Origin of the sequence: Flavobacterium anhuiense, assembly GCF_001705175.1 — a bacterium.
Classification (GTDB): Bacteria; Bacteroidota; Bacteroidia; order Flavobacteriales; family Flavobacteriaceae; genus Flavobacterium; species Flavobacterium anhuiense.
This window is the reverse complement of sequence record NZ_CP016907.1, coordinates 2140239-2165216: the sequence shown is the minus strand read 5'-3', so window position 1 is coordinate 2165216 and position 24978 is coordinate 2140239. Positions and strand designations below refer to the sequence as shown.

At 33.4% G+C, this 24978-nt stretch carries 19 protein-coding genes; 5 read left to right on the top strand and 14 right to left on the bottom strand.

Annotated elements, in window-relative coordinates; translation table 11 throughout:
* Nucleotides 1-13 precede the first annotated feature (13 nt).
* The 3 genes from BB050_RS09185 to BB050_RS09175 all read right to left on the bottom strand — a co-directional run bounded on the left by BB050_RS09185 (nt 14) and on the right by BB050_RS09175 (nt 4247).
* On the bottom strand, nt 14-3172 hold the full coding sequence (locus BB050_RS09185; RefSeq protein WP_066033368.1) for a UvrD-helicase domain-containing protein: 3159 nt from the start codon (nt 3170-3172) through the stop codon (nt 14-16).
* Between the two features lie 143 nt (nt 3173-3315).
* A complete protein-coding gene (locus tag BB050_RS09180) occupies nt 3316-3912 on the bottom strand; it encodes a lipoprotein signal peptidase (protein WP_008465291.1) in 597 nt (198 codons plus the stop codon).
* 119 nt (nt 3913-4031) lie between these two features.
* Complete coding sequence (locus BB050_RS09175; RefSeq protein WP_066033367.1) at nt 4032-4247, bottom strand: hypothetical protein; 216 nt, start codon at nt 4245-4247, stop codon at nt 4032-4034.
* A 181-nt stretch (nt 4248-4428) separates the two neighbouring features.
* On the opposite strand from BB050_RS09175, the gene BB050_RS09170 reads away from it, so the two are divergent.
* Together BB050_RS09170 and BB050_RS09165 are read left to right on the top strand one after the other, a co-directional pair.
* Nucleotides 4429-4785, top strand: coding sequence for a roadblock/LC7 domain-containing protein (locus BB050_RS09170; RefSeq protein WP_008465295.1), 357 nt, complete (start codon nt 4429-4431; stop codon nt 4783-4785).
* A 36-nt stretch (nt 4786-4821) separates the two neighbouring features.
* Nucleotides 4822-5202, top strand: coding sequence for a hypothetical protein (locus tag BB050_RS09165; RefSeq protein WP_008465296.1), 381 nt, complete (start codon nt 4822-4824; stop codon nt 5200-5202).
* Nucleotides 5203-5461: 259 nt separating this feature from the next.
* Here the strand turns inward: BB050_RS09165 and BB050_RS09160 are convergent, their stop codons facing one another.
* The 7 genes from BB050_RS09160 to gdhA form a co-directional block, all read right to left on the bottom strand.
* Nucleotides 5462-5842, bottom strand: coding sequence for a TraR/DksA family transcriptional regulator (locus BB050_RS09160; protein ID WP_008465297.1), 381 nt, complete (start codon nt 5840-5842; stop codon nt 5462-5464).
* Between the two features lie 6 nt (nt 5843-5848).
* A complete protein-coding gene (gene ileS / locus BB050_RS09155; RefSeq protein ID WP_066033366.1) occupies nt 5849-9250 on the bottom strand; it encodes an isoleucine--tRNA ligase in 3402 nt (1133 codons plus the stop codon).
* Nucleotides 9251-9453: 203 nt separating this feature from the next.
* Complete coding sequence (locus BB050_RS09150) at nt 9454-11373, bottom strand: hypothetical protein (protein ID WP_066033365.1); 1920 nt, start codon at nt 11371-11373, stop codon at nt 9454-9456.
* 48 nt (nt 11374-11421) lie between these two features.
* The gene (locus BB050_RS09145) at nt 11422-13320 is read right to left on the bottom strand and encodes an outer membrane protein assembly factor BamB family protein (RefSeq protein ID WP_008465302.1); all 1899 of its coding nucleotides are present in this window, start codon (nt 13318-13320) and stop codon (nt 11422-11424) included.
* Nucleotides 13321-13438: 118 nt separating this feature from the next.
* Entirely contained in the window at nt 13439-14152 is a 714-nt protein-coding gene (gene recO, locus BB050_RS09140; RefSeq protein WP_066035128.1) for a DNA repair protein RecO, read from the bottom strand.
* An 86-nt stretch (nt 14153-14238) separates the two neighbouring features.
* Complete coding sequence (porZ, locus tag BB050_RS09135) at nt 14239-16521, bottom strand: type IX secretion system anionic LPS delivery protein PorZ (RefSeq protein ID WP_066033364.1); 2283 nt, start codon at nt 16519-16521, stop codon at nt 14239-14241.
* A 127-nt stretch (nt 16522-16648) separates the two neighbouring features.
* A complete protein-coding gene (gene gdhA / locus BB050_RS09130; RefSeq protein ID WP_008465309.1) occupies nt 16649-17992 on the bottom strand; it encodes an NADP-specific glutamate dehydrogenase in 1344 nt (447 codons plus the stop codon).
* 328 nt (nt 17993-18320) lie between these two features.
* Between gdhA and BB050_RS09125 the strand changes: the two genes are divergently transcribed.
* Nucleotides 18321-19112: a THC0290_0291 family protein gene (locus BB050_RS09125; RefSeq protein ID WP_066033363.1), complete on the top strand. Its 792-nt coding sequence runs from the start codon at nt 18321-18323 to the stop codon at nt 19110-19112.
* A 91-nt stretch (nt 19113-19203) separates the two neighbouring features.
* Here the strand turns inward: BB050_RS09125 and BB050_RS09120 are convergent, their stop codons facing one another.
* A complete protein-coding gene (locus BB050_RS09120; RefSeq protein ID WP_066033362.1) occupies nt 19204-20346 on the bottom strand; it encodes a cystathionine gamma-synthase in 1143 nt (380 codons plus the stop codon).
* Between the two features lie 104 nt (nt 20347-20450).
* On the opposite strand from BB050_RS09120, the gene BB050_RS09115 reads away from it, so the two are divergent.
* Nucleotides 20451-21194: a DUF3298 and DUF4163 domain-containing protein gene (locus BB050_RS09115; protein WP_008465315.1), complete on the top strand. Its 744-nt coding sequence runs from the start codon at nt 20451-20453 to the stop codon at nt 21192-21194.
* A gap of 138 nt (nt 21195-21332) precedes the next feature.
* On the opposite strand, the gene BB050_RS09110 is transcribed toward BB050_RS09115, so the two are convergent.
* A complete protein-coding gene (locus tag BB050_RS09110) occupies nt 21333-22478 on the bottom strand; it encodes an ATP-binding protein (RefSeq protein ID WP_066033361.1) in 1146 nt (381 codons plus the stop codon).
* A gap of 98 nt (nt 22479-22576) precedes the next feature.
* Nucleotides 22577-23335 (bottom strand): SDR family NAD(P)-dependent oxidoreductase, encoded by a 759-nt coding sequence (locus BB050_RS09105; RefSeq protein ID WP_066033360.1) that lies wholly within the window; start codon nt 23333-23335, stop codon nt 22577-22579.
* Nucleotides 23336-23520: 185 nt separating this feature from the next.
* On the opposite strand from BB050_RS09105, the gene BB050_RS09100 reads away from it, so the two are divergent.
* Complete coding sequence (locus tag BB050_RS09100) at nt 23521-24330, top strand: DUF4382 domain-containing protein (RefSeq protein WP_066033359.1); 810 nt, start codon at nt 23521-23523, stop codon at nt 24328-24330.
* 126 nt (nt 24331-24456) lie between these two features.
* Here the strand turns inward: BB050_RS09100 and BB050_RS09095 are convergent, their stop codons facing one another.
* A complete protein-coding gene (locus tag BB050_RS09095) occupies nt 24457-24963 on the bottom strand; it encodes a GNAT family N-acetyltransferase (protein WP_066033358.1) in 507 nt (168 codons plus the stop codon).
* Between the last annotated feature and the right edge of the window lie 15 nt (nt 24964-24978).

The following is a 24978-nucleotide window of genomic DNA, read 5'->3' as shown; positions in this document are numbered from 1 at the left end:
CTGATTAATTTTTTCACAAATTTACTATCTCAATTTCTGCTCCAATATATACTAGAGCTTTTTTTAACACTGTGTATCCTAAATCTTCAATTGCGTCTTGATATTCCTTAATTTGCTGCTGATATTTAGCATTGGACGCCCCAGTTTTATAATCCAGCAAATAAGCCTCTTTGTTTTCCAAAAATACAATTCGATCAGGCTTTAAAATCCTTCCTTCTTTCTGAACAATTGTTTGCTCATTTAGTACAGTATGACTTCCATCAAAACATACATTGAGCTCTGGATGATTTACAATTTCTTTCAAAGTCTGCAGCACCTGATCAACTTGGTCATAAGTTATCAAACCATTTTCTAGGGATTTTGTAACTGCTAAATCAATATCCAATTTATCTTTAACAAAAGCCAAAATCTCGTGCACAATGTTTCCGTAGGAAATCGCCTCTTGTTGATGCGTCCCCCACATTAGGGCTTCCCGTTGGGCAATTTTAATATTTTTCGGATTCAAAACATCTCTCACAATCGGAATGGATTTAACCGTATCAACCATTGAAGAGTTTTTTGACAACCTTACTTTATTTCCAAATTCGTAACTCATTTTTTCTTCATCATAAACTCCTGCATGAATCAAAAATTTAATAAAAAAAGAAGCCATATTATTGGGATATTCACCATCACTTTTAGCTTTTAGCGATTGCGAAATCACGTACAATTGTTCTTCTGCACGAGTTAAAGCAACATAAAGCACATTTATATTATCCAAAAGCTCTTCTTGCTTTTTTAAATTAAAAACTGCCGAAGCACTTTCTCCAAAACTTTCAACCGCACTGCTATTATCAACCAATGCTTTTGGAACTCCTAAATCTATTTCCTCTGTATCAAGCCACAATTTATCTTTTGGTTTTCGATTATAATCTTCATCTGCAAAAGGCATGATTACAACCGGAAATTCTAATCCTTTTGATTTATGGATGGTCATAATTCGAACTGCATTATTCCCCTCCGGCGATGGAATGCTAAACTTATGAGAATTTTTATCCCAGAAAACTAAAAAGTCCGCTACTCCTGCTTGGTTTCTAATATCTCTTTCCAAAACAATATCCAGAAAAAACTGCACATAAGCATTTCCTTCTGATGGAAGAATAAATTTAGAAATGATAATTTCTACCGCTTCATACAATGATTTTTTTCGAACGTCTTCAAAAGAAAAAGAAACATCAAATGTTAAAAGCCATTCTTCGAATTCTTTTTCAAATCTATAACTCATTCCCATCGCAATAAAATCATGAATAGGCATAAGCAAATCTGTAGTTGAAGCCAAAAAATGTAGAAAGTTAGCTTTTGATTCTAAATCTGAACTATTATTTAAATATCTAAGAAGATGAATTATCAAACGAACTTCTGAAGCATTCTGAATCATCAAAGTTTCTGAAGACAAAAGAGGAACTCCCTGTTCTGTCAAATAGTTAGCAATTGCAATTCCTTGATCTCTTTTTCTGGTCAGAATTACAATATCTTTATATTCGAAACCTTGCTTAACTACCTCTTTGATTGTATTTAAAGTGGCTAAAACATACAAATCTGATTTTTCAACCACATCTTCTTCATCAGCAAAATCATTTTTATCAATAATTGGAAGAAACGATATGTTTACATAACCGCCTTTTTTCGAATTGGTGTTTTGGAAACTATGATTCTCATAAAGATTTTTATAATCTTCATTTGAAAATTCGCTAGAAATAAATTTAAAAAAAGCATTATTGAATTCAATAACTTCACTATAGCTTCTATAGTTTGTATCTAAATGTTTGACTTTTTTCTCATGATGAAAAAAAGTAACTTCTTCTTTGCTCAATTCTATAAATTGCTCAGCTTTGCCACCACGCCAACGATAAATAGATTGTTTCGGATCCCCAACTATCATTAAAGTCCCTTTATTTCCTAAATCATCTAAACCCGAAAGTGAATTATCAATCAGTGGAATTAAATTCTGCCATTGCATTTCTGATGTATCTTGAAATTCATCAATAAAGAAATTGCGGTAACGCTCACCCAAACGTTCGTAAATAAAAGGCGCGGGCTGATTCTGAATTTCACGATGAATAATCGCATTGAATTCTGAAATCGACAAGATATTTTGTTCTGACTGAATTTTTGCAAGTTCATTACTTACAGTATTCAGTAAAGAAAGTGGGGTAATATTTTTTAGAAAGGCTTTATAAAAATCTCTTTTTTCGAAATTCTGATAAACTTCTTTCAATATTTGAAGTAATTCAGGAATAATATTTTCAATTAACGCTCGGTCTTTTGCCGTTTTGTTAATGGCAATATCATCAAACTCATGAAAAGTTTTATTTTTCGGATTAAACTTTCCTTCCTTAATACTTTGCAAATGGTTTGGAAAAGTTCCTCTTGAAAATGATTTCGGATCAATTCCGTTTTTATCAATCAATTCAATCGCTTTAATAGCAAGACCTTCATTGATTTCTTCCAACCCTTTGCAAAGCCCCTGCATTTTCTTTTTAATCTCGACAAACTCCCCGATTGTTTTGTTTTGAAAATGCAGAATCTCATTTCGATTATTTTCGTTTAAAACCAATCTTCCCGTGTCGAGAATTTCACGCGAGATATCCCAGCTTTTGTCATCGTCGGTTTTTTCCATTGTAAAATCGATGAGCAATTTGGTCAAGGTTTCGTCTTCACCCGCTTGCGCAATAATGGCATCAACAGCTTCAACCAATAAATTTTCGGTATCCAAAGTGACTTCAAAAGTCATCGGAAGATTCAGGTCGTGCGCAAAAGCACGAATAACTTTATGGGTAAATTTATCAATGGTAGAAATATCAAAAGCAGCATAATTGTGAATCAAGTGCTTAATGATTTGCTGCGATTTAGTTTTAATTTTAATAAGTGAAAGCCTAGTATCTCGTGATAAGTCTTCCATCAAATCAGCCGCTTTTGGAGACGGATCATCTTTTGCGAATTCAGATAGATTTCCAACAATACGGCTTTTCATTTCATGAACCGCTTTGTTGGTAAAAGTAATGGCTAAGATATTTCTATATGCATCGTTTTTTGGAGAAGAAAGAATAATTTTCAAATATTCTTTTACCAAAGTGTATGTCTTTCCTGATCCCGCAGAAGCATCATAAATGGAAAAAGACGGACTTTGCATAGTTTTATTTTTTTGTATTGTAAAAATAATACAAAATATTCAACCCTCAATAATGAAAAATTCCAAATTCCAATATCTTTTTGTTGCGAATGCTATAAATATTGGGATTTGGAATTTTGAAAATTTTGGAATTTTTAAATTTATTAGTGTTTTGGAAAAGCTCTTCTATTGAAAACCAAAAGTATTCCTACACCTGTAGAAATTGCAATATCGGCCACGTTAAAAATAGCATTAAAGAAGGCAAAATGTTTTCCGCCAAATATTGGAAGCCATTCCGGAAGATTCCCTTCCCAGATAGGAAAATAGAACATATCTACAACTAATCCATGAAACCAAGTTCCGTATGGAGCTGGAGAAAAAATTGTCGCAAGATTATGGGTACTGTCATCAAAAATAACTCCGTAAAAAACAGAATCGATAATATTTCCTGCCGCTCCAGCGAAGATTAATGCAATAGCAACTATTAAATAAGTAGAATGACGTTTTTTTATCGAATCAGAAAGCCACCAGCCAATTCCGAAAACAGCAAAAATCCTGAATACAGTTAGAATTAACTTTCCGTACTCACCTGGTATTTTTGTTCCCCAAGCCATTCCTTCATTTTCAATAAAATGAATTCTAAACCAGTCGGCAATCACAACCTCTTCGCCAAGAACGAAATTTGTTTTGACATAAATTTTAGAAAGCTGATCAACAATTAAAACTAGGAATATAAGGAAATACGCTTTTCGTAATGACATTTTATGATTTTTTGATGGGCAAAAATAACAATTAAATCAAAAAAAACGCTCCTAATGGAGCGTTAATTCTTTCGCAACAAACTAAACAAGTTTATATGCTAATCTAAACCTGATAAAGTTTACTTTTTCACAGTAGCTTTTGCTGGCGTTTTTGGACTGTCGGAGAAAAAATCTGAAATGGATTTGAAGATTCCTTTGCTTTCTTTTCCGGCAGCCAACTTCTTAGCTTCACCCTTTTTTACATCTGCTTTAAATTTAACACGCAGTTTTTCAAATTCTTTCATTCTGCGCTCTACATCAGAGTTTACTTCTTTGAATTTCAATACCTTAGCCATAATGTAAGTTTTTCGTAGTAAATAATTTAAATTATTACTGATTTGGTATTACAATGATACATAATTTAATTTATATTTGTTAATAAAAATTAACACTTGTTTATCAAAACATGCAATTAATTTTATAAATCAAATACCAAATGAACTGAATTTAACATTCTTCCCAAAATCCTACAAAATCATGAATGAAATCACAACTACTCTAAACGACTTTCTTGTCAACACCAAATCTACTGCAGCATTAATTTTAAACGGAAAAGGAAAACTTATCACTTCCTTAAATCTTGATTACGGCGATAGCATTGCCGCAATGAGCGCTGCCATTTTATCTATGAGCGAAAAGTTTTTAATAGATTTAGAAAAAGGCTCTTTAAAACAATTATATCTAAAAAGTGCTGAAGGTGTTATTGTTGGAAATAAAATAAGCGGCTCTAACTTTATTGTAGCTTTTTCTAAAGAAGGAAGCAATTTAGCTCTATTAATGCGCTCTACAGAAGAAGTTTCTGCAGAATTAAGCAAAAATTCCCTATTGAAATAACCATAAATTCTATTAACAAATTAACCCTAATTAACTATGAACAATGATTTTTTAAACGTATTTTTAAGCGAAATGAAAAGCAACGTAAACGGCTTTATCGCTGTAGCTGTAACAGAAATTGAATCTGGATTAAGCTTTGGAAATTTAACAATCGACCCTAGTTTTGATCCGGAACTTGCAGCAGCTTATAACCTTGAAGTTGTAAAAGCAAAACTGAATGCAGTAAAAGCCTTAGGCTTAAACCAAGATATTGAAGACATTTTGATTACATTATCTAATCAAATTCATATTATCGATATTTCTCCGAACAAAAAATTCATGATCTATCTTGCAGCTGATGCTTCAAAAGCAAATTTAGGTATGACTAGAGCTATTTTAAGAAAGCATAAAGCTGATGTTGAAAAAAATCTGGCATAACAATTTTACTTTAAAAAAAAACGCCTCTAACCAAGGCGTTTTTTTGGATCCATTTCTAAAAAATCTTAAGTAGTTTTACCTATTTCATTCTTACAAAAAAAGTGTTTTTAAAATTTAATTTATTTTGATTAATTATAAATAATTTCTTTCAATAGATAATCCCTTTAGCAAAATAGAGGTTTAACAAACATTAAACAATACAAAAAAAACGCTCCTAAAAAGGAGCGTTTTTTCTATTTAAAGATATATTTCTTAAAATTTATCTCTGCAAGTTTTTAGCTTCGATACTCATTGTTGCATGAGGAACGATTTTAAGCCTTTCTTTGCTAATTAATTTACCTGTTACTTTGCAGATACCGTAAGTTTTATTTTCTACACGGAATAAAGCATTTTTTAAGTCACGAATGAATTTCTCCTGTCTGATAGCCAACTGAGAGTTCGCCTCTTTTGACATGGTCTCACTTCCTTCTTCAAAAGCTTTAAAAGTTGGAGAAGTATCGTCAGTTCCGTTATTCAAATCGTTCATATAAGCACTTTTGATCAAATCAAGATCTTCTTGTGCTTTTTTAATTTTTGCTTGGATTATTTCTTTGAACTCTGCTAAATCTGCGTCTGAGTATCTAATAATTTCATCTATCATTTTCTACTATTTTGAAATTAATATAATGGTTCTAATGTCATCAAACTCAATTTCTGTGCCGTTTTCTAACGTGTCAGCAAAAACCAGTTCGTCTGTTAATGTTTCAGACTTAATATAGTCTTCATTTTTTGAAACCGCATCTTCTAAAATACCGTCTCGTTTTATTTGAACTTTAATCTTATCCGTAACCTCAAATCCTGAATCTTTACGGATGTTTTGTATTCTATTAACTAATTCTCTAGCGATACCTTCGTTTTTCAATTCTTCGGTAAGTGTAATGTCAAGCGCGACTGTTATTCCGTTTGAATTAGCAACTAACCATCCTTCGATATCTTGTGATGTAATTTCTACATCTTCTAATGATAAAGTTACACTATTTCCTGCAATAACAATATCTAGCGTTCCCTGCTTGTCCAATTGGTTGATCTGTTCTGCCGAAAAACCTTGTATCTCCTTAGAAATCAAGCCCATGTCTTTCCCAAAACGTGGTCCAAGAGCTTTAAAATTAGGCTTAATTTGTTTTACTAAAATACCAGAAGCATCATCTAAAAGTTCGATTTCTTTCACGTTTACCTCAGCTTTTACAAGGTCAGAAATCGCTTCGATTTCTGCACGCTGATTGTCGTCAAGTACTGGAATCATTACCTTTTGCAGAGGTTGACGAACTTTGATCATCTCTTTTTTACGTAGTGATAAAACTAAAGATGAGATCGTTTGCGCCTTCTGCATTTTGCTTTCCAACGTTTTATTAACAAAGTTTTCGACAAATTTTGGGAATTCAGCCAAGTGAACACTAGCAAAATCCTCGGTTCCCGTAGATGTTGTCAAATCTCTGTATAATTTATCCATAAAAAATGGAGCTACCGGAGCGCTCAATTTGCTTATAGTTAACAAACAAGTGTAAAGCGTTTGGTAAGCTGCAATTTTATCTTTAGCGTATTCTCCTTTCCAGAAACGACGACGGCATAAACGAACGTACCAGTTACTTAAGTTTTCCTGAACGAAGTCAGAAATTGCTCTTGTCGCTTTTGTTGGCTCATAATCTTCGTAGCATTCGTCAACAAATTTGATTAAAGAATGCAATTCAGAAATAATCCATTGATCGATTTCTGGTCTTTCGCTTAACGGAATTTCAGCTTCAGCATATTTAAATCCATCGATGTTAGCATATAACGAAAAGAAAGAATAAGTGTTGTATAAAGTTCCGAAGAATTTACGTTTCACCTCAGCAATTCCTTCAAGGTCAAACTTCAAGTTATCCCACGGATTTGCATTCATAATCATATACCAACGTGTAGCATCTGGGCCGTTTTCTGCAATGGTTTTAAATGGGTCTATCGTATTTCCTTTACTCTTAGACATTTTAATTCCGTTTTTATCCAAAACAAGACCGTTTGAAACTACGTTTTTGTATGCAATTTTATCAAAAACCAAAGTTCCGATAGCGTGTAAGGTATAAAACCATCCACGAGTTTGATCTACTCCTTCAGCAATGAAATTCGCTGGAAAATCTTTGTTCCCGTCAATTTTGTCTTTGTTTTCAAAAGGATAGTGCCATTGTGCATAAGGCATTGCTCCAGAATCGAACCAAACGTCGATTAGATCACTTTCTCGCTTCATTGGTTTTCCAGAAGCAGAAACCAAAGTGATAGCATCAACAACATTTTTATGCAAATCGATTAAATCATAATTTGATTCAGACATGTTTCCGATTTCAAATCCTTTAAACGGATTTTCTTTTTGGAAGCCTGCTTCAATCGATTTTTCGATTGCATTGTACAATTCTTCAACAGAACCGATAATAACTTCTTCTGTTTTATCTTCTGTTCTCCAGATTGGCAAAGGAATACCCCAATATCTAGAACGAGATAAGTTCCAATCGTTGGCATTTTTAAGCCAATTTCCAAAACGTCCTTCACCAGTAGATTTAGGTTTCCAATTGATAGTTTCGTTCAGATCGAACATTCTATCTTTTACGTCGGTTACTTTAATAAACCACGAATCTAACGGATAGTATAATAACGGCTCGTCTGTTCTCCAGCTATGTGGATAACTGTGCACGTATTTTTCAACTTTAAAAGCTTTGTTTTCTTCTTTCAGACGAATAGCGATTTCAACATCTACAGATTTCTCTGGAGCTTGTCCTGCATCGTAATATTCATTTTTAACATATTTACCAGCCAAATCCCCTACATGAGAAGTGAATTTACCTTGTAAGTCAACTAAAGGGACTGCAGTTCCATTTTCGTCTAAAACCAACATTGGCGGAACTTCTGGCTTCGCTTCTTTGGCTACTTTAGCATCATCTGCTCCAAAAGTTGGTGCTGTATGCACAATTCCTGTTCCGTCTTCTGTTGTAACGAAATCTCCCGAAATTACTCTAAACGCATTTTCAGCATTTTGATATGGCAATACGTAAGGCAATAATTGCTCATAACGGATTTCTACTAAATCTGCTCCTTTTGCTTCTGTTAAGATTTTGTATGGCAACTTTTTGTCGCCGTTTTTCACATTATCAAAATCAGCGTCGTCTTCGCTTACGAAATATCCCTTTCCGAATTGTTTTCCAACTAAGTTTTTAGCCAAAATCACATTAATCGGCTCAAAAGTATATTGATTGAAAGTTTTAACTAAAACATAATCGATTTTTGGCCCAACTGTCAAAGCTGTATTTGATGGAAGTGTCCAAGGCGTTGTCGTCCAAGCTAAAATGTGGATGTCTCCAAAACCTTGCAAGAATGAAGGCAAAGTTTCCGGAAGCGTTTTAAACTGCGCTACAATTGTAGTATCAGTCACATCGCGATAAGCTCCAGGCTGGTTTACTTCGTGAGAAGACAAACCTGTCCCTGCTTTTGGAGAGTACGGCTGAATTGTGTATCCTTTGTACAACAAACCTTTATCGTAAATTTGTTTCAAAAGCCACCAAACAGACTCCATGTATTTTGGTTTATAAGTCACATACGGATCTTCCATATCAACCCAATACCCCATTTTTTCGGTCAAATCATTCCATACATCAGTATAACGCATAACGGTTTTTTTACACGCTTCGTTATATTCTTCGATAGAAATGGTCTTGCCAATATCTTCTTTTGTAATTCCTAATTCTTTTTCGGTACCTAATTCAACAGGCAGACCGTGAGTATCCCAGCCAGCTTTTCTTTTTACCTGAAAACCTTTCTGAGTTTTATATCTGCAAAAAATATCTTTAATCGCACGTGCCATTACGTGGTGAATACCAGGTAATCCGTTTGCTGAAGGCGGACCTTCAAAAAATACGAAAGGTTCTGCACCTTCTCGAGTGGTTACACTCTTTTCAAATATATTTTCTTTCTTCCAAAAATCAAGAACTTCAGACGCTACAGTTGGCAAGTCAAGTCCTTTGTATTCAGTAAATTTTGTACTCATTTTATCATTTTCTTAAACGAGGTGCGAAAGTAAGAAATTTTGAACTATTGACCGCCAATTTCCTTAAATTTCACAAACTTTTGTTGAGATAATAGATACAAAAACATAAGAATTGGTTACTTTCTGACATTATTCTCATTTTTCTGAGCATAATAAATCAAAAAACAACCAATTCTTAAAATAACTTCCAACAAGCTAAAGTCTTATTTAAATCCTCCGAAATAAACTTCTTTCATAAAAATTCTATTTCCAAAAACGGGATTTATTTCTACTTTTTCGCGTGTTTCCTGATAAAAAGTTTCGCCATTAAAATCTTCGATTTCATAATTGATCTTATGAGGAATTTTTCCAGAATTTAAAGCTGCTACAGGGCGATAATCTCCAAATAGTTTTCTTTCGAAAAAACTTTTATTGCCATTGTCAAATTCTGTTTTTTCTGTTGAAACTATATTAAAATTTTCTTTATCAATAAAAACATGATAATCAGTTTTGGGAATTGTTCTGTTTCCCGAACTCAATGTTTTTTCAAAATAATTTAAATGATAACACATTTTTCCCTCGTACATTTCTTCACCCAGAACTTCAAAATTATTCCATAAATCGAGTCTTAAGTCGGTTAGAAAGTTTACCAAATCAACATTTTTAGACAAATTGCTGTAATCGTATGATGTTAATTTTGCCCATTTGGCATTGAGTCCAGTTTCACGATCGTCATGACTCCAAGCTTCTGGTCCGTTTACGATTTCATAATAAGCTTCAGGCATTTTTTTCTTAAGAAGATAATGCGATGTTGTTGCCCATTTTTCTTCTGTCTGCGGAATATTTGTCCCTTCAATTGAAATCTTAGAAAATAGATGTGCTTTTTCTACTTTTTTCAATGCTTGGCTTCCTCCCAAATTATCAACTACTTTAGCTAAAATATTTGCATTTAATTGATATGGTATAGAATCAAGCAAATTAAGTCTTTGCGTTTTAATCTTTTCCAGATAAGCTTCACGATTAGATTTTTCGATTTCCCATTCTGCATCTTGCTGCTGAATCTTTTCAAAAAATGCTAATCTTTTTTCTTCTTTCTCTTCCGCTATTTTAAGACCTAATTTTTGAAGATCTGCAAAACGTGTAGTGTGGCTTCTTATTTTTTTATCGACAAAAAAGCCATTATTCACTTTTTTAACTATCGAAGATCCTCTTGAATCCTGCTTATCATTCTCAATAAGCAAATTAGCATACAGTAACGCTTTTTCTTTATTTTCAAGCAAATAATAAGTTTCTGCTAAATTGTTTGTAACTATGAAACGAATATTTTCGTTTGCAGGAGAAAGTGGATATTTTACCAATAGACTTTCCAAATATTGCAAATGAGGCGCCAAAGTTTTTTCGTCTAAACCTTTTTCAAGTGTTACTTTTTGCATCTGAGCTGTAATTTCATTTTCAAATGCCAGCAACTTCTCGTACTCAGGATGCGATTTTGAAGTTACAAATTCAAACTTTATTTTTTCTTCACCGATAGTGTATCTTAATTTATAATTAAGGTAGTTTTGTATTGCTTGAACAGAACTGTAAATTACTGTGTCTAATCCTAATTCCGCAACAGTGTAATTACCGTCTCTTTCTGCTTCTGCAATTTTTTTATTATTCATCTCAACGGCAGCCTTCAAATTGTCTTTTTGACTACCTACAGCGATTAAATAGGATTCCACTGTATTAAAATCTTTGGTCAACAGAAGCTTATCTGCGCATTTCGCCTCCATTTTTATTTTTACACTATAATTGGAAAATGCCTGAAACTTCCATCCGTTTTTCTTTTTATCAAAAATACTGTCAATTTTAGTGGCTTTATATTGCGGAAGTTCAATGGTTAAATAAATTCTTAGTTTTCCGTTCGCAGGATCTTTTATGAAGCCTTCTATATTAAAATAGTTTTTTTTCAATATTGGTTCTTCCTGTATTAACTGCTTATCCATTTGATAGAAAGTGGTCTGAGTTAATGCATTATCAAGAATAGGAAATTCTGGGTAGTTAATTACTGGTATGTAGAATTTCTTTTTTTTAGAGCTTATTTTTTCTTGCGCCTGAATTGAAGCAATTACAAGCAAAGCTATAAGGAGTAGTGTTTTTTTCATAGGCAAAAAAAAGCCATCAAAATCAAATCCTGATGGCCGTATCTTTTTTTATTTTTCTTTTCTATTGAAGATCTGAATTGACTTATCAGAAACATAAAAAATATTCTGAGTCGCAGGATCTACTTCGTAAATTGGCTTGTTGTTGTTGAAGATAATTTTATCAACTTCAACTCCATCAACTTTACTCACTTTTACAAGAATTTTTTCTCCAGAATCTGCTTTTGCAAAGATATAAGAGAAGTCTCTGTTTTGTTTCATTGCATTAAAACGAGAGTTAAATTTAGCCGCTACTACGCCAAGTGCCGCTGCCCCAGCCGCATAAGCTTTTGCTTGATCTTTATTCGTTTTATCTTCTTTCTTTAAAACTGAAGTTCTCATATTTCCATCAGAATCACGGTATGTCATTGTTACTTCAGAACCTTTAAATTCACTCACACCAGCTCCAACTCCTAAACCAATACTTCCAACAATAGCAGCACTTTTTATAAGACGTCTTGTTCCTTCTCCTGGCTGTGAATAAGTAAGGTGATATTTAACTGTACCATCCATATTAACTCCCATAACTTCAAGTGGACCTGAAAGCACAACACCCCAAGGAAACTGCTCGATACTGTTTAATTCTTTTTCTCTTTTGATATTTACTTTAGCAAAAGGCTCTGGCTTGTCGCTAATGCTAGGATCAAATTTGTACAATTTCTCGTCATTATATACTAAGTAAGAATTTGTAGTTTCATCGTAAGTAGGTAAAACTGGACGATTTTTATCAAAATTGATATTACGTTTCCAAAGTTTAACTCCGGTTTTATAATCTACCATGTTTCCGTAAGTTCCTGTAAGGTACATTACTTTTTCGCCAACTTTCCCTAGGTAGTAAATTGGATCTTCTTTATCATCAGAAATTTCGATGAATTTTTTCCAAAGTTTTTCTCCGTCTTTGTTAATCAACATCATTTCATTTTCTGCAACATATAAGAAATCTTGATCGATTGGAATTACTCTTTTCAATCCATCTCCACGAGCGTCTTTTTTCCAAATTTTCTCTCCTGTGTTTAAGTCAAAAAAGTTAAATCCGCTGTAGTGCGCAACTAATATTTTTGTTCCCCAATCTTCAAGATAAACCACTCTCTTTGTTTTGATAGATTCTTTCCAGATACTTTTTCCAGTTTCTGTATTTAATACATTTAAATATTGTTTTGTAGAAAAAGTTCCTGTATTATTTACTACAACAATATTTTTATCATTTTGCGTTAAGAAAAATTTAGAATAATCTTCTTCACCTTTCCAGTTTAACTTTCCAGTAGCTCTGTCAAAAGAATACAATTTTCCGTATAATAAATAGTAAATTACAGATCCATGTACTTTTGCTACGTTTGTATTTACTGATTCTTTAAATGAAAAACTAAACAAAGACTTTGCTTTATCAACAGTTGTATTCCATTTTAATTCTCCAGTTGTCATATCCAATAATGCAATTGCCATATCTCCATCTTTTTTCAAAGTAAGCAGATACTCATTTGTTTCAGGAATAAAATCTGACTGTGTAACCCAGAAAGACTCTTTTGCAGAATTATAAACTACCTTACCTGTATCAGTATTGATAATAAGATATTTACTTTCAAGATAAGCTTCTACATATGGGCTTCCAGGCACATTAGTTAAAGTACTTTTATCCGCAAAAAGTTTTGTAAGATCGGTATCGCCTGCGATATCCAATACTGATCTACCTCCAAAATCTTCTTTAGTTAAAGTCCATACAACTTTTTTAGTTTCAGGATCAAGACCTTTAATAGATGCGCCTTCTTTAAAGACAACAATTCCAGTAACTCCATTCTGCACCAAATCTTGGACAGCATTTTCTGTTGTAACTATTTCATCATATTTTCTTTGGGCAATTGATGAAACCGCTACCGACAGAAGCAAAATAATCGAAAATGTAATTTTCTTCATGGTAGATTTTTTTTTTAAATTATTGGTTTTAGATATTTATGAGAAATTGCTTTTACTAAAAAATGGGATTTTTTTAGTAAAAATTAACTGAGCAAATATATAAAAATAGGAATGCTATTTATGAAAAAATTTCTTTCAAAATATCTAGCGATTTTGGACGCTTAAAACCCTCTAAATGAGAAGAATAAAAATCAATTAAAACCTTTAGCAAAATTTGTCTCTCAATTACATTGAAGATTTTTTGGCTATTATCAAACTTTAGTTCGATAAGTTTTTTTAACAAAGTGGTTTCGTGCTCCGAAAGAGCGGTAGAATTGTGGAAAACCGTAAAAATACCCTCATTCATTTCGAAAAAAGGAAGGTCAATATCTGAAAGATCAGGATAAAATCCGAGGTATTTTGTGATTTCTAAAAGAAGAATTAAGTGAAAGTTAGAAATTTCGTCATGATGATCCAGCCAAGTCAATGCCGTTTCTAAAAACAAGAAAAGCTGTTCGTTTTTTTCTTCTTCCTGAATAGAATAATGGAGCATTTCTGAAAGAAACATTACCATGGTACTTTTTACAATATCGGTATGAATACTCTGAAACGGAACGGCAGTTTTTATTTCTTTAAAATTTTCAAGTGTTCCTTTATTTTTATGAACGGCTTCAATTTCTAAAATCGAAAAAGGCTGAAAATACGCAATCTTCTGACTGGCTTTTCGGCTCGAAAATGCATCGCGCACAAAATAAGATTTTAGTCCGCTGGAAAGCGTAAAGCATTTTACAATCAAGCTTTTTTCTTGAAATTTTAAAGATGAAATTACTATGGCTTTGGTTTTGACGAGCATTTTTAATTTTAGATTGTAGATTTTAGATTTTAGATTTCTATCCAAAACTAAAAACTGTGACTGTTGCAGAAAACTGCGACTGAATACTAACGAATTATCATTACTTTTTTGACTTTCGTTTCTCCTCCGTCTTCTGCAGAAATAAAAACCATATAAACGCCAGAGGCAACTTTATATTTGCCAAAAGCAGTGGTGTCCCACTCGATTGTTCCGCCTTCCGAAGTTGTTTCGTAAACTAAATTGCCTGCAATATCAGTAATTTTGATATTTGCTTTATCGATTAATCCAGCAACTTTTACTGTTCCATTATAATTTGGACGAACTGGGTTTGGATAAACATATACATTACTCAAATCATCGTTTGCATCTGTTGCTATTCCGTTAAACGAGACTAATCCTTTATTGGTTGCAATAAAAACCTCTCCTGTTTTAGCATTTATCTTGATATCGTTTACATAATTGCTCGGCAGCGGAGAATTGTTTATAGTAAAATGATATTTGGTTTCCTGACCATTTGGAGAAACCATAAAAACTCCAGAATCTGCAGTTCCAATCCATTTATTGTTTGCTCCGTCAACTGCTATTGAAGTAATAAACTGTTCATACAATAATTCCTGTGCCAAATCGTCTTCGGTAATAATGATAGGATTTGCTTTTAATTGATTTTCCGACTGAAAACTGGAGACATTAGACAAAACCCTCAACCCTTTTGTTGTTCCAATCCAAAGTTGATTTTTTGTGTCTAATGCTAATGTTCTCACATCGGCTATAGGCAGATTGCCAGCATCAACACCAAAAGTCATTTTTTTGAACGTATTAGTGCTTTCATTAAACCCAACGACGCCACTTTTTAGGGTTCCAATCCACTTTACATTATTTCGGTCTATGGCTATACTCGAATAGTTTTCTTCTTCGGCATTGTCTATAATTGAAGTCATGGCATAACTTCCCCATTGTCCATTTGTTTTTAAAACTTTCAGTCCATTTTTAATTCGGCTGTTTGTTACCCAAAGATTTGCAGATTTATCAAATGCTGTTGCATTAATACGAACATCAATATAATTTGGTCCTTCTGTAGTTATAGTTTCTAAACCGCTATTTTTTTCGTTGTATAAAAAATTAGGAACATCGTTTTCAACTTTTACCAGACCAGAAAAGAATGAACTCGCATAAACTTGTTTTTCATTATTTGGATTAACAAGAACTCTTGTAATTGATTTTGCGTCATAAACTTCAGAATACGGGATGTTCAGCCAACCAGAAGCATTATACCTGCTAATTCCGTAATTATCTAAAGGATAAGGATTATACGAAACATCATAGTCGCCGTAAACTGTCCACAAAACACTAGAACCTGCATCTATTGCAAAAATATTATTTCGAACTGGTCCAGCTGGCGTATTATTCTCAAAAGCGGCTACATTATTAAGAGAAGAAGCAAATAGACCTTTTTCTTTTGTTCCAATAAAAATCTGATTTCCAACAGCCGTTGCACAGCTAAAATTTAAAGTATTGTCTAAGACCTGAGAATTTGAAATTTGTCTATTCAATACCATTTGATTATTGTACACATAAACCGTATTGGCAGTTGTAACAAATAAATTATGATTTTTTGCTCGCGTATCGATTGCTGGCTGAGGCAATTGTAAAAACCCGACAAAAGTATTTGAGTTAAATCTATGAATATATCCGGAATCATTTATCGCAATGACCTCAGTATCTAAAGTTTCTACACTCGACCAATTTCCCGCATTTACAACCGACCATTGATTGTAATCTATAAGATTGGCATTTGTCATATCTGCTTTTCTAATCCCTCTTGATGTTGCAGCAAAAATAAATCCATTAAACAAAGTGGTTTGTTTGACACTTATTTCAGCACCATTATCGCCGATAAAATAAGTATCGCCAAATTGCGAAGTCTTCAAATTGAATTGTACAATTCCAAAATCACATGAAACATAGACCAATCCATTGTCTTCCATAAAATGATTGATCTTTTTTGTATTTGCAGGCAGCTGTTTATTGATTATATCAACTACTTTTAGAATACTTCCATCACTTTCGTTAACTAAAATCATTAAGCCATTTTCGTAGCCGATCAATGTTTTTTTGAATATCTCGCTGTAATAAACCGCAGAAATGGTCTGACCAGATAGTCCATCAACGGTAGTTGTGGTTTTAAGAATATTTGTTGCTGTATTTTTTGAAAATAATGCATTTTCTGAGGCCGCAAATACGCTTGTAGCCGACTCCGAAATATCTTTTATTTCATTAAACGAAAAATATCCCTGCCAAGACAGTTTGCCCTGCGCTCCGCAAAACTGAATGAGAAGTAAAAACAAACTGCAGAAAAATATTTTTTTCATCATTTAATGTATTCGATTAGGACAAATATACTACAAACGAAATTTTATTTAATTTTTAGCACAAATAAAATACCCTCGCTATCTTATCCAGACAATCGAGGGTATTTCTTATAGTAGTAAGTAAATCTTAAACAACACCTTGTGCAAGCATCGCATCGGCAACTTTTACGAATCCAGCAATGTTTGCTCCTTTTACGTAGTTCACATATCCGTCTTCTTCAGCACCGTATTTTTTACATTGGTTATGAATTCCAATCATGATTTCTTTCAATCTCAAGTCTACTTCTTCACTTGTCCAGTTTAGACGAATTGAGTTTTGAGTCATTTCTAATCCAGAAGCGGCAACACCACCAGCGTTCGCAGCTTTTCCTGGCGCGAACAACACTTTATTGTCTAAGAAAAGTTTAATAGCATCTAATGTAGAAGGCATATTTGCAGCTTCAGTTACACATAAAACGCCATTGTCGATTAACTTTTGAGCATCTTCCCCATTCAATTCGTTTTGAGTAGCACATGGAATTGCGATATCGACTTTTACTTCCCAAGGACTTTTTCCTTTATGGAAAACAGCATTTGGATATTTCTCTAAATATCTTTCTGCTTTATTATCGCCAGTAGCTCTCATTTCAAGCATATGATCGATTTTTTCTCCAGAAATTCCTTCTTCATCATAAATGTATCCGTCAGGTCCAGAAATCGTAACTACTTTACCCCCTAATTCATTTACTTTTAAAGCTACTCCCCAAGCTACGTTTCCGAATCCTGAAATAGCTACTCTTTTACCTTTAATCTCGTGTCCGATAGTACGAAGCATTTGATCTGTAAAATAAACTACTCCATATCCTGTAGCTTCTGGTCTGATTAATGAACCTCCGTAAGCTAAACCTTTTCCAGTTAAAACTCCTGTAAATTCATTTCTAATTCTTTTATATTGTCCGAACAAATAACCAATTTCTCTTGCTCCAACACCAATATCTCCTGCTGGAACGTCAAGATCTGGACCAATATGACGGCATAATTCTGTCATGAATGACTGACAGAAACGCATAATTTCTCCATCAGATTTTCCTTCTGGATCAAAATCAGAACCTCCTTTACCTCCACCCATTGGAAGAGTTGTCAAACTGTTCTTGAAAACTTGTTCGAAAGCAAGGAATTTTAAAACTGATAAATTTACTGTATGGTGAAATCTGATTCCTCCTTTATAAGGCCCAATTGCAGAGTTCATTTGAATTCTGAAACCTCTATTGACAATAATTTCTCCTTTATCGTCTACCCATGGAACTCTAAATATTATTGATCTTTCCGGTTCAGCGATTCTTAAAAGGATATTCTTTCCATCATATTTTTTACGCTCAGATATAAACGGAATTACTGTTTCAGCAAATTCTCTAACAGCTTGAAGAAATTCTGGCTCGTTTGGATTTTTTGACTCAATAAGAGCCATAAACTCATTTATTTTTTGTTCCATCTTTGAAATAAATTTTTCAGATAATTTAGATTTAATTTTTACTCTTATAAAAATAAGAAACTATGTTTAAGAAAACGTTTTCGTTTTAACTGACAAAGATATAGCAAATAATGATTCGATGTTACATTTTTCACTTTTTTGAATCGATTTGTGTTTTTTGCAAACATTCCAAAAAAAACACATTTTTCATGTAGGTGTTTACATGCAAATCACCTTTCAAAAGTTAGTAAATTAAGTATTTTGTTACTTATTTTTCAATACAGCAATTTAATATTTTGAATCGATTAGGTTTTTTATATATTTGCCGTGATTTGTAAGCCCCTAAAAAATGCCTAAACACCTATTTATCACATTATTTGCCTTCTTCGGCATTTCAACTGCTGTATCAGCACAAGGATTAGCCCAAGAGATCGGAATCTATGCAGGACCAGTAACTTTACAGTCCGATTTTGGAGAAAGAAACAACTTTGATAATAATGTCGGAAACACAGGTTTTGGCATTGGAGTCATGCACTTTATAAACTTTTCTGCCAATAACAATAGAGAAAATTATTTTACAGAACATTTCAAAGTAAGATCTGATCTGTCTTACAGCAGAACTACCCTAAAACACCATGGACAATGGGTGGAATATAAACCTAACGGATTATTTGCAACGCAGTTAAGAAACATGCATGCCAGCTCAAGCATTGTAAGTTTGGGCACACAGCTAGAATTTTCTCCTTTTATGAAAATTCACGATTTCGAAAACTCAGTTGGTAGCTTCAGTCCGTATGGAGCTTTTGGGGTTCAAGTGAGCTATTATTCAGCTAAAGTTGGATCTCGATTAGGCGATATCACACTTCCTGCTAATACTCCAGGAAAATACTTAACCCCATCTGACGGACGTGCACATGGTTTCTCAACTGAAACTGGCGTAGCTTTAGCTGCTACAGCAGCTGTCGGAGTCCACTATAAACTGACTGACATGAGTGATTTGATGTTTGAAACTCGTTTCCATATGTACAGCTCAGACTGGATTGACGGATTGAACCCAAACAAAGATATTTACAAAGAAAACAAATCTAACGACTGGCAGGTTTGGTTTAACTTTGGATACATCTATTATTTGGAATTCTAAAAAAAATCAAATCCCAAAATATAAAAATCCCAAATTCCAAAGTAATCAAAATTGGAATTTGGGATTTTAGTTTTTATTGGAATTTCTTTTTTTAAGAAAGTGCTTGTTCCAAATCGGCGATTAAATCTTCTGCATCTTCAATACCAACGCTTAATCGAACCAAATCATCAGTAATACCAACTTCTGCTCTTTTATCTGCAGGAATAGATGCGTGTGTCATTAATGCTGGGTGATTTGCCAATGATTCTACTCCACCTAAAGATTCAGCAAGAGTAAATACTTTCAGTTTTTCTAAAAATGAGATAGAATCTTCTTTTTTACCTGATTTAAAATCGAATGAAACCATTCCGCCAAAAGCTTTCATTTGCTTTTTAGCAATTTCGTGAAAAGGATGATTCTTTAAACCTGGATAATAAACCGTTTTAATCTTTGGATGATTGCTTAAATACTCAACCACTTTTTCTCCATTTTCACAATGTCTTTGAACTCTTAAAGCTAAAGTTTTAATTCCTCTTAAAACCAAAAAGCTATCCATTGGTCCAAGAGTTGCTCCAGTTGCAAACTGCTGGAAATGCAATTGATCTCCAAGTGCTGCGTCTTTTACAATTAAAGCACCGGCAATAACATCTGAATGTCCTCCTAAATATTTTGTTGCAGAGTGCATTACAATATCTGCGCCTAAATCTAAAGGTTTTTGTAAATACGGAGTTGCAAAAGTATTATCTACAGCAAGAAGAATTTTTTTCTCTTGAGTAATTTTAGCTATTTCCTGAATATCTGCCAATTTCATTAGCGGATTGGTTGGCGTTTCTACCCAGATCAGTTTCGTATTTTCGTTGATTAAACTTTTCAATTTTTCGATATTCGTCATATCAACAAAATGAAATTTAATACCTGAATCTTTGTAAACACGAGAAAACATTCTGTATGTTCCTCCGTATAAATCATCCATTGCAATGATTTCGTCTCCAGCTTTAAAAGATCTTAAAACACAGTCTGTCGCAGCTAGACCAGAAGAAAATGCCAATCCGCGAGTTCCGTTTTCAATACTTGCCAAAGCGTCTTCTAGGGCAGTACGAGTCGGATTTGAAGCTCTACTATATTCGTAATCTGCCAAAGGTTTTCCTGGGCTTGTTTGCACAAATGTTGAAGTCTGATACACTGGCGGCATAACTGCACCTGTACTTGGATCGTGATGCTGTCCTCCGTGTATTACTTTTGTATTGAATTTCATATAGTTATAAATTTAAATTCCTTAATTCTTTTACAAATTTACCGCTTAATTTATTTTATCGCGACACAACTTCTTACCTTTGTAGATAATTAACACTTTTTGATATGAAAAATTACTTATTTATAATCTTTTTGTGTTTGATTTTTACAAGTTGCAAAAAAGAGCTTTCATTTGAAAATGAAACGTTTGAAGAGAAATCTACTGTCCCGTGCTCAAATGACTGCCCGAAAATCACGATAGAAGTTCCAATTGCTAAAAATATTAAAGTAACATCAGACAGCATCAATAAAAAAGTCTTTGCTGTTATAAAAGAGATTGTATTTTTCGAAGAAGATTCCGTCAAAGTCGATGATTACAAATCGTTGGCAAAATCGTTTATTGCATCATACGAAGAAATGCACCAGAAATTCCCAAATGACACTTTTGGTTGGGAAGCAAAAATTATTGGAAATGTCGAATTTGAATCCGATCAGGTATTAAACCTTAAAATTGATCACTATACTTTTACTGGAGGCGCTCACGGATATCAAGGCTATCGATCATTATTATTTGATAAAAAAACTGGAAAGGCAATTTTCAACAAACAATTATTTAAAAACGAAAATGAGTTTAAAGCTTTCGCCGAAAAAACTTTTAGAGCAAAATATAAAATTCCAGAAAAAGCCAATATTAATGCTACTGGTTTGATGTTTGAAAATGATAAATTTCAACTGCCTCAAAATATCTTTTATACCTCTGCAGGTTTACTTTTATATTACAACTCATACGAAGCTGCATCTTACGCAGATGGTCCAAAAGAACTTTTATTCCCATATGAAGAAGTAAAAAAATATTTGAAATATCATTGATTAAGGAGCTAAGTTACTAAGGTTTTATGCCGTTTGTCTAACACAATCTTTGCCGACATACTGGATATAGTGCACCGCAGTGCGTTTCTACAGAAAAAAACTTAGAACCTTAGCGTCTCAGCAACTTAGAACCTTTTTCTACTGAACATCATATTTCATTTTGCGTAAAACCCGTAAAGATTCCTTAAACGAAGTATAAACCTGTTTATAAGGTTTCAAAAGTAATTTGGCGTCTATCAATTTTTGTCTGGCATCTTCGAAACCATTCAAATAGCAAATCATAAAAGTGGAAGGCAGATTCTCCAGATCTTTCATTTCACGATCAGATAATGATATCTCTTTCTCCAGTTTTCTTAGCAGAGCTATATTAGAATTATAAATGTGATGCAGCATTTTTCTGTTGAATTCTGGTGGCTGAAAAAGCATTTGACGATCAATTTTATAATATCCGTTATCGAAAAAATGAATCGTTTGCTCTTCAAGCGGGTAATAACTCGTTTTGTCATTCAACCCCAAAGGAACATATTCTGTGATGGTGAAAGTATCATCATTATAATCTATCGTGACAACGTCTTGTGCCGAATAAAAAAGTTTAATCTGTTCGTTTATCAATTCAATATCTACACGCGACAAATACGTTTTTTCACGCAGTTTTTTTGGAACTCCAGCCCAGCATATTACAAACAACTCTTTAAAAACATGATACTTTGGCGACATATCCTTATGCCTGAAATTCATAAAATCGATAACGCCGTCTAAAGTATATTGAATGCTGTTTCGAGAACTATTTTCAATCCCGATTACCGTTTCTGTATTTTGATTGCTTTTTTCGATTTCCTCGTGTTCTTCGAGCGGAATCGAATTACTGCCGCGTCTTATGAAAACGCTATTCGCTAAAATGGTATGGATTCCTTTTTTAAAGTAAGAGATTTTACTTTTAGGCTTTATGGTGACAAGACCAACTACTTTGTCTTTTGGAAGGTTTGGAAAAGGGACGTTTTCGTATTGAATTTTCGGCGGATTTTCTAAAAAAGCGTTAACTAGATTCTGAATTCGGCTGTCATCAAAGAAATCATCGCCTACAATTTCATTATCTTGATCTTCTACTCCAACTACGATATAAGAATTATTGTTCGGATTGGAATTGGATAATGCGCAAATGTGCTTTAAAAACTTTCCTTTTCCTTCTCTGGAATGAAGATTCAATTGCCTTTTCTTATCATAAAAACTGCTTTCGTCATTATGAGCGAGGAGATTTTTAATTAAAAGGCGCTTATTAATCATTTTTCTCAGATTATTTAGACTTGCTTAGACTTTTAGACTTCTTAGATTTCAATTATAACCAACTTCGAATCTAAGAAGTCTAAGATAGTCGAAAAATTTTAAGCCAATCTCTTTTTAACAATTGTCGAAGACGCCTGAGCCGTACTCATGACAACCAAATCTGCAATATTTACATGATAAGGTCTTGAAACCACAAAATGAATAATATCGGCAATATCTTCAGCCTGTAATGGATCAAATCCTTTATAAACATTGGCTGCTCTTTCAACGTCACCTTTAAAACGAACTTCGCTGAATTCTGTTGCTACCATTCCTGGATGAATGCCTCCAACTCTAATTCCAAACGGATTCAAATCGATTCGCATTCCTGCTGTAATAGCATCAACAGCATGTTTAGAACCGCAGTATACATTTCCGTTCGGATACACTTCTTTTGCCGCTGTTGAACCAATATTAATGATATGACCAGATTGTCTTTCAACCATCTGCGGAATAATTGCTTTAGAAACGTACAAAAGTCCTTTTACATTAATATCAATCATCGCATCCCAATCATCTAAATCTCCATTTTGAATCGGATCTAAACCATGTGCATTTCCCGCATTATTAATTAAAACGTCAATTGTCGAAAAATCGTTTGGTAAAGAGCCTATTTTTTCTAAAACTTCTTCTTTATTTCGAACGTCAAATGCTAAAGAATGCACTTCTGTAAAAGCACAAAGTTCTTTTTGAAGTTCTTCTAAACGGTCTGTACGCCTTCCGCAAAGCACAACTTTATAATTATTTCTTGCTAAAATCTGAGCAGTTGCTTTTCCAATTCCGCTTGTAGCACCAGTAATTAAAACTGTTTTTTTCATTGTAAACTATTTATTTTTTTGATACACAATAAAGTAATGTATCAAATTTAGGATTCAATTTTTCATGTTTAATACAAACCTAACTGTCTTAAGATTTGATTAATTCAACACAAAAGTACGGCATAAAAGCACTAAATGAATTTCGATCTGCGTTATTAATTTACTAATTTAAAAAAAAGAGACTTATGAAAACAGTAAACCTCAAATTTAGAATTTTCCTCTTGGCTTCATTATCTGCCCTATTTCTAGCAAGCTGCAGCAGTAGTGATAGTAATGATGGCACACAAACTTCAAAAGTTAGTGTACGAATGACAGATGCACCGGGTGATTATGACCAAGTAAACGTTGAAGTTTTAGACGTTAAAATTAAAAGCAATTCTGAAACTGGCGAAGATGGCTGGGTTAGTATAGGAAACATAAAACCTGGAGTATATAATTTACTAGATTTAACTGGCGGTGTAAATGTGCTTTTAGCAGATAATGAAGTGCCTTCAGGCTATCTAGGTCAAATTAGATTAATTCTTGGAGACAAGAACAATGTTGTTAAAGACGGTGTAACCTATCCTTTAAAAACACCAAGTGCGCAACAATCCGGTTTAAAATTAAAAGTTAACCAAACATTGACAGCTGGTGCAACTTATGACTTTTTATTAGATTTTGATGTAGAGCATTCTGTTGTTGTAGAAGCTGGCGGTTCTGGCAACTTCAATTTACATCCTGTAATCAGAGTATCTACAACTGCAACATCAGGAATAATTAAAGGACTAGTAACGCCTTTCTCTTTCCAATCTTTAGTATCTGTTCAAGTGGGAGACACAACTGTTTCAGCATATACAGATGAATCAGGAGCGTTTCAGCTAAATGGTATTCCAGCGGGAACTTATTCTGTAACCATTACGCCAGATGCTAGTTCACAATTGCCTGCTTTAGTTGTTCCTAATGTAGTGGTGGTAAACGGACAAATCACAAACATGAACACTCTGGTATTAAAATAAAAACTCTAAACCATAAAAAAACAGCTATTCTAAAACGCAGAATAGCTGTTTTTTTTATGGTTATTCATTTAAGAATTAAAAATGACTTTTAAATCTGTGAATGTCTTTAATCTGTGAAAAAATATTTTAATTCTTATTTTTCCATTCTTCTAAATTCAACACCATATTGAGTGCTGTCCAAGTTTCTCCATCAACTTCCCTTAAATATTTTTTATCGGGATTTAAAGTAAAGCCAACTTTTTCATAACACTTTTGAGCTCCTATATTAAAATCGAAAACATTCAATTCAATGTTTCTTTCTTTCCTGTTTTCAAAAATATATTCTAACAATAAAGTCATCATTTGCTCGCCAATTCCTTTTCCCCTTTGGTTTTTATCCATAATCAAGATTCGTTCTAATTTTGCAAAACCATCGTAAAAATAAATCTCGCAATGTCCAATAGTGTTTCCATTAGAAACATCTGCAACTCTAAAAGCAATTCTATTTTTATCAGAAAGTGTTTTATCTATTTGGCTTTCCGTTAAGGGAAAAGTGAATTCTGGTCCGCCAAATTGCATTAAATCTTTTGCGTTTTTGACAGAATTAATCAATTCAGAATAATCTTTTTTCTCAAATTTTTCTAGGTGTATCATTTTTCAGAATAGTAA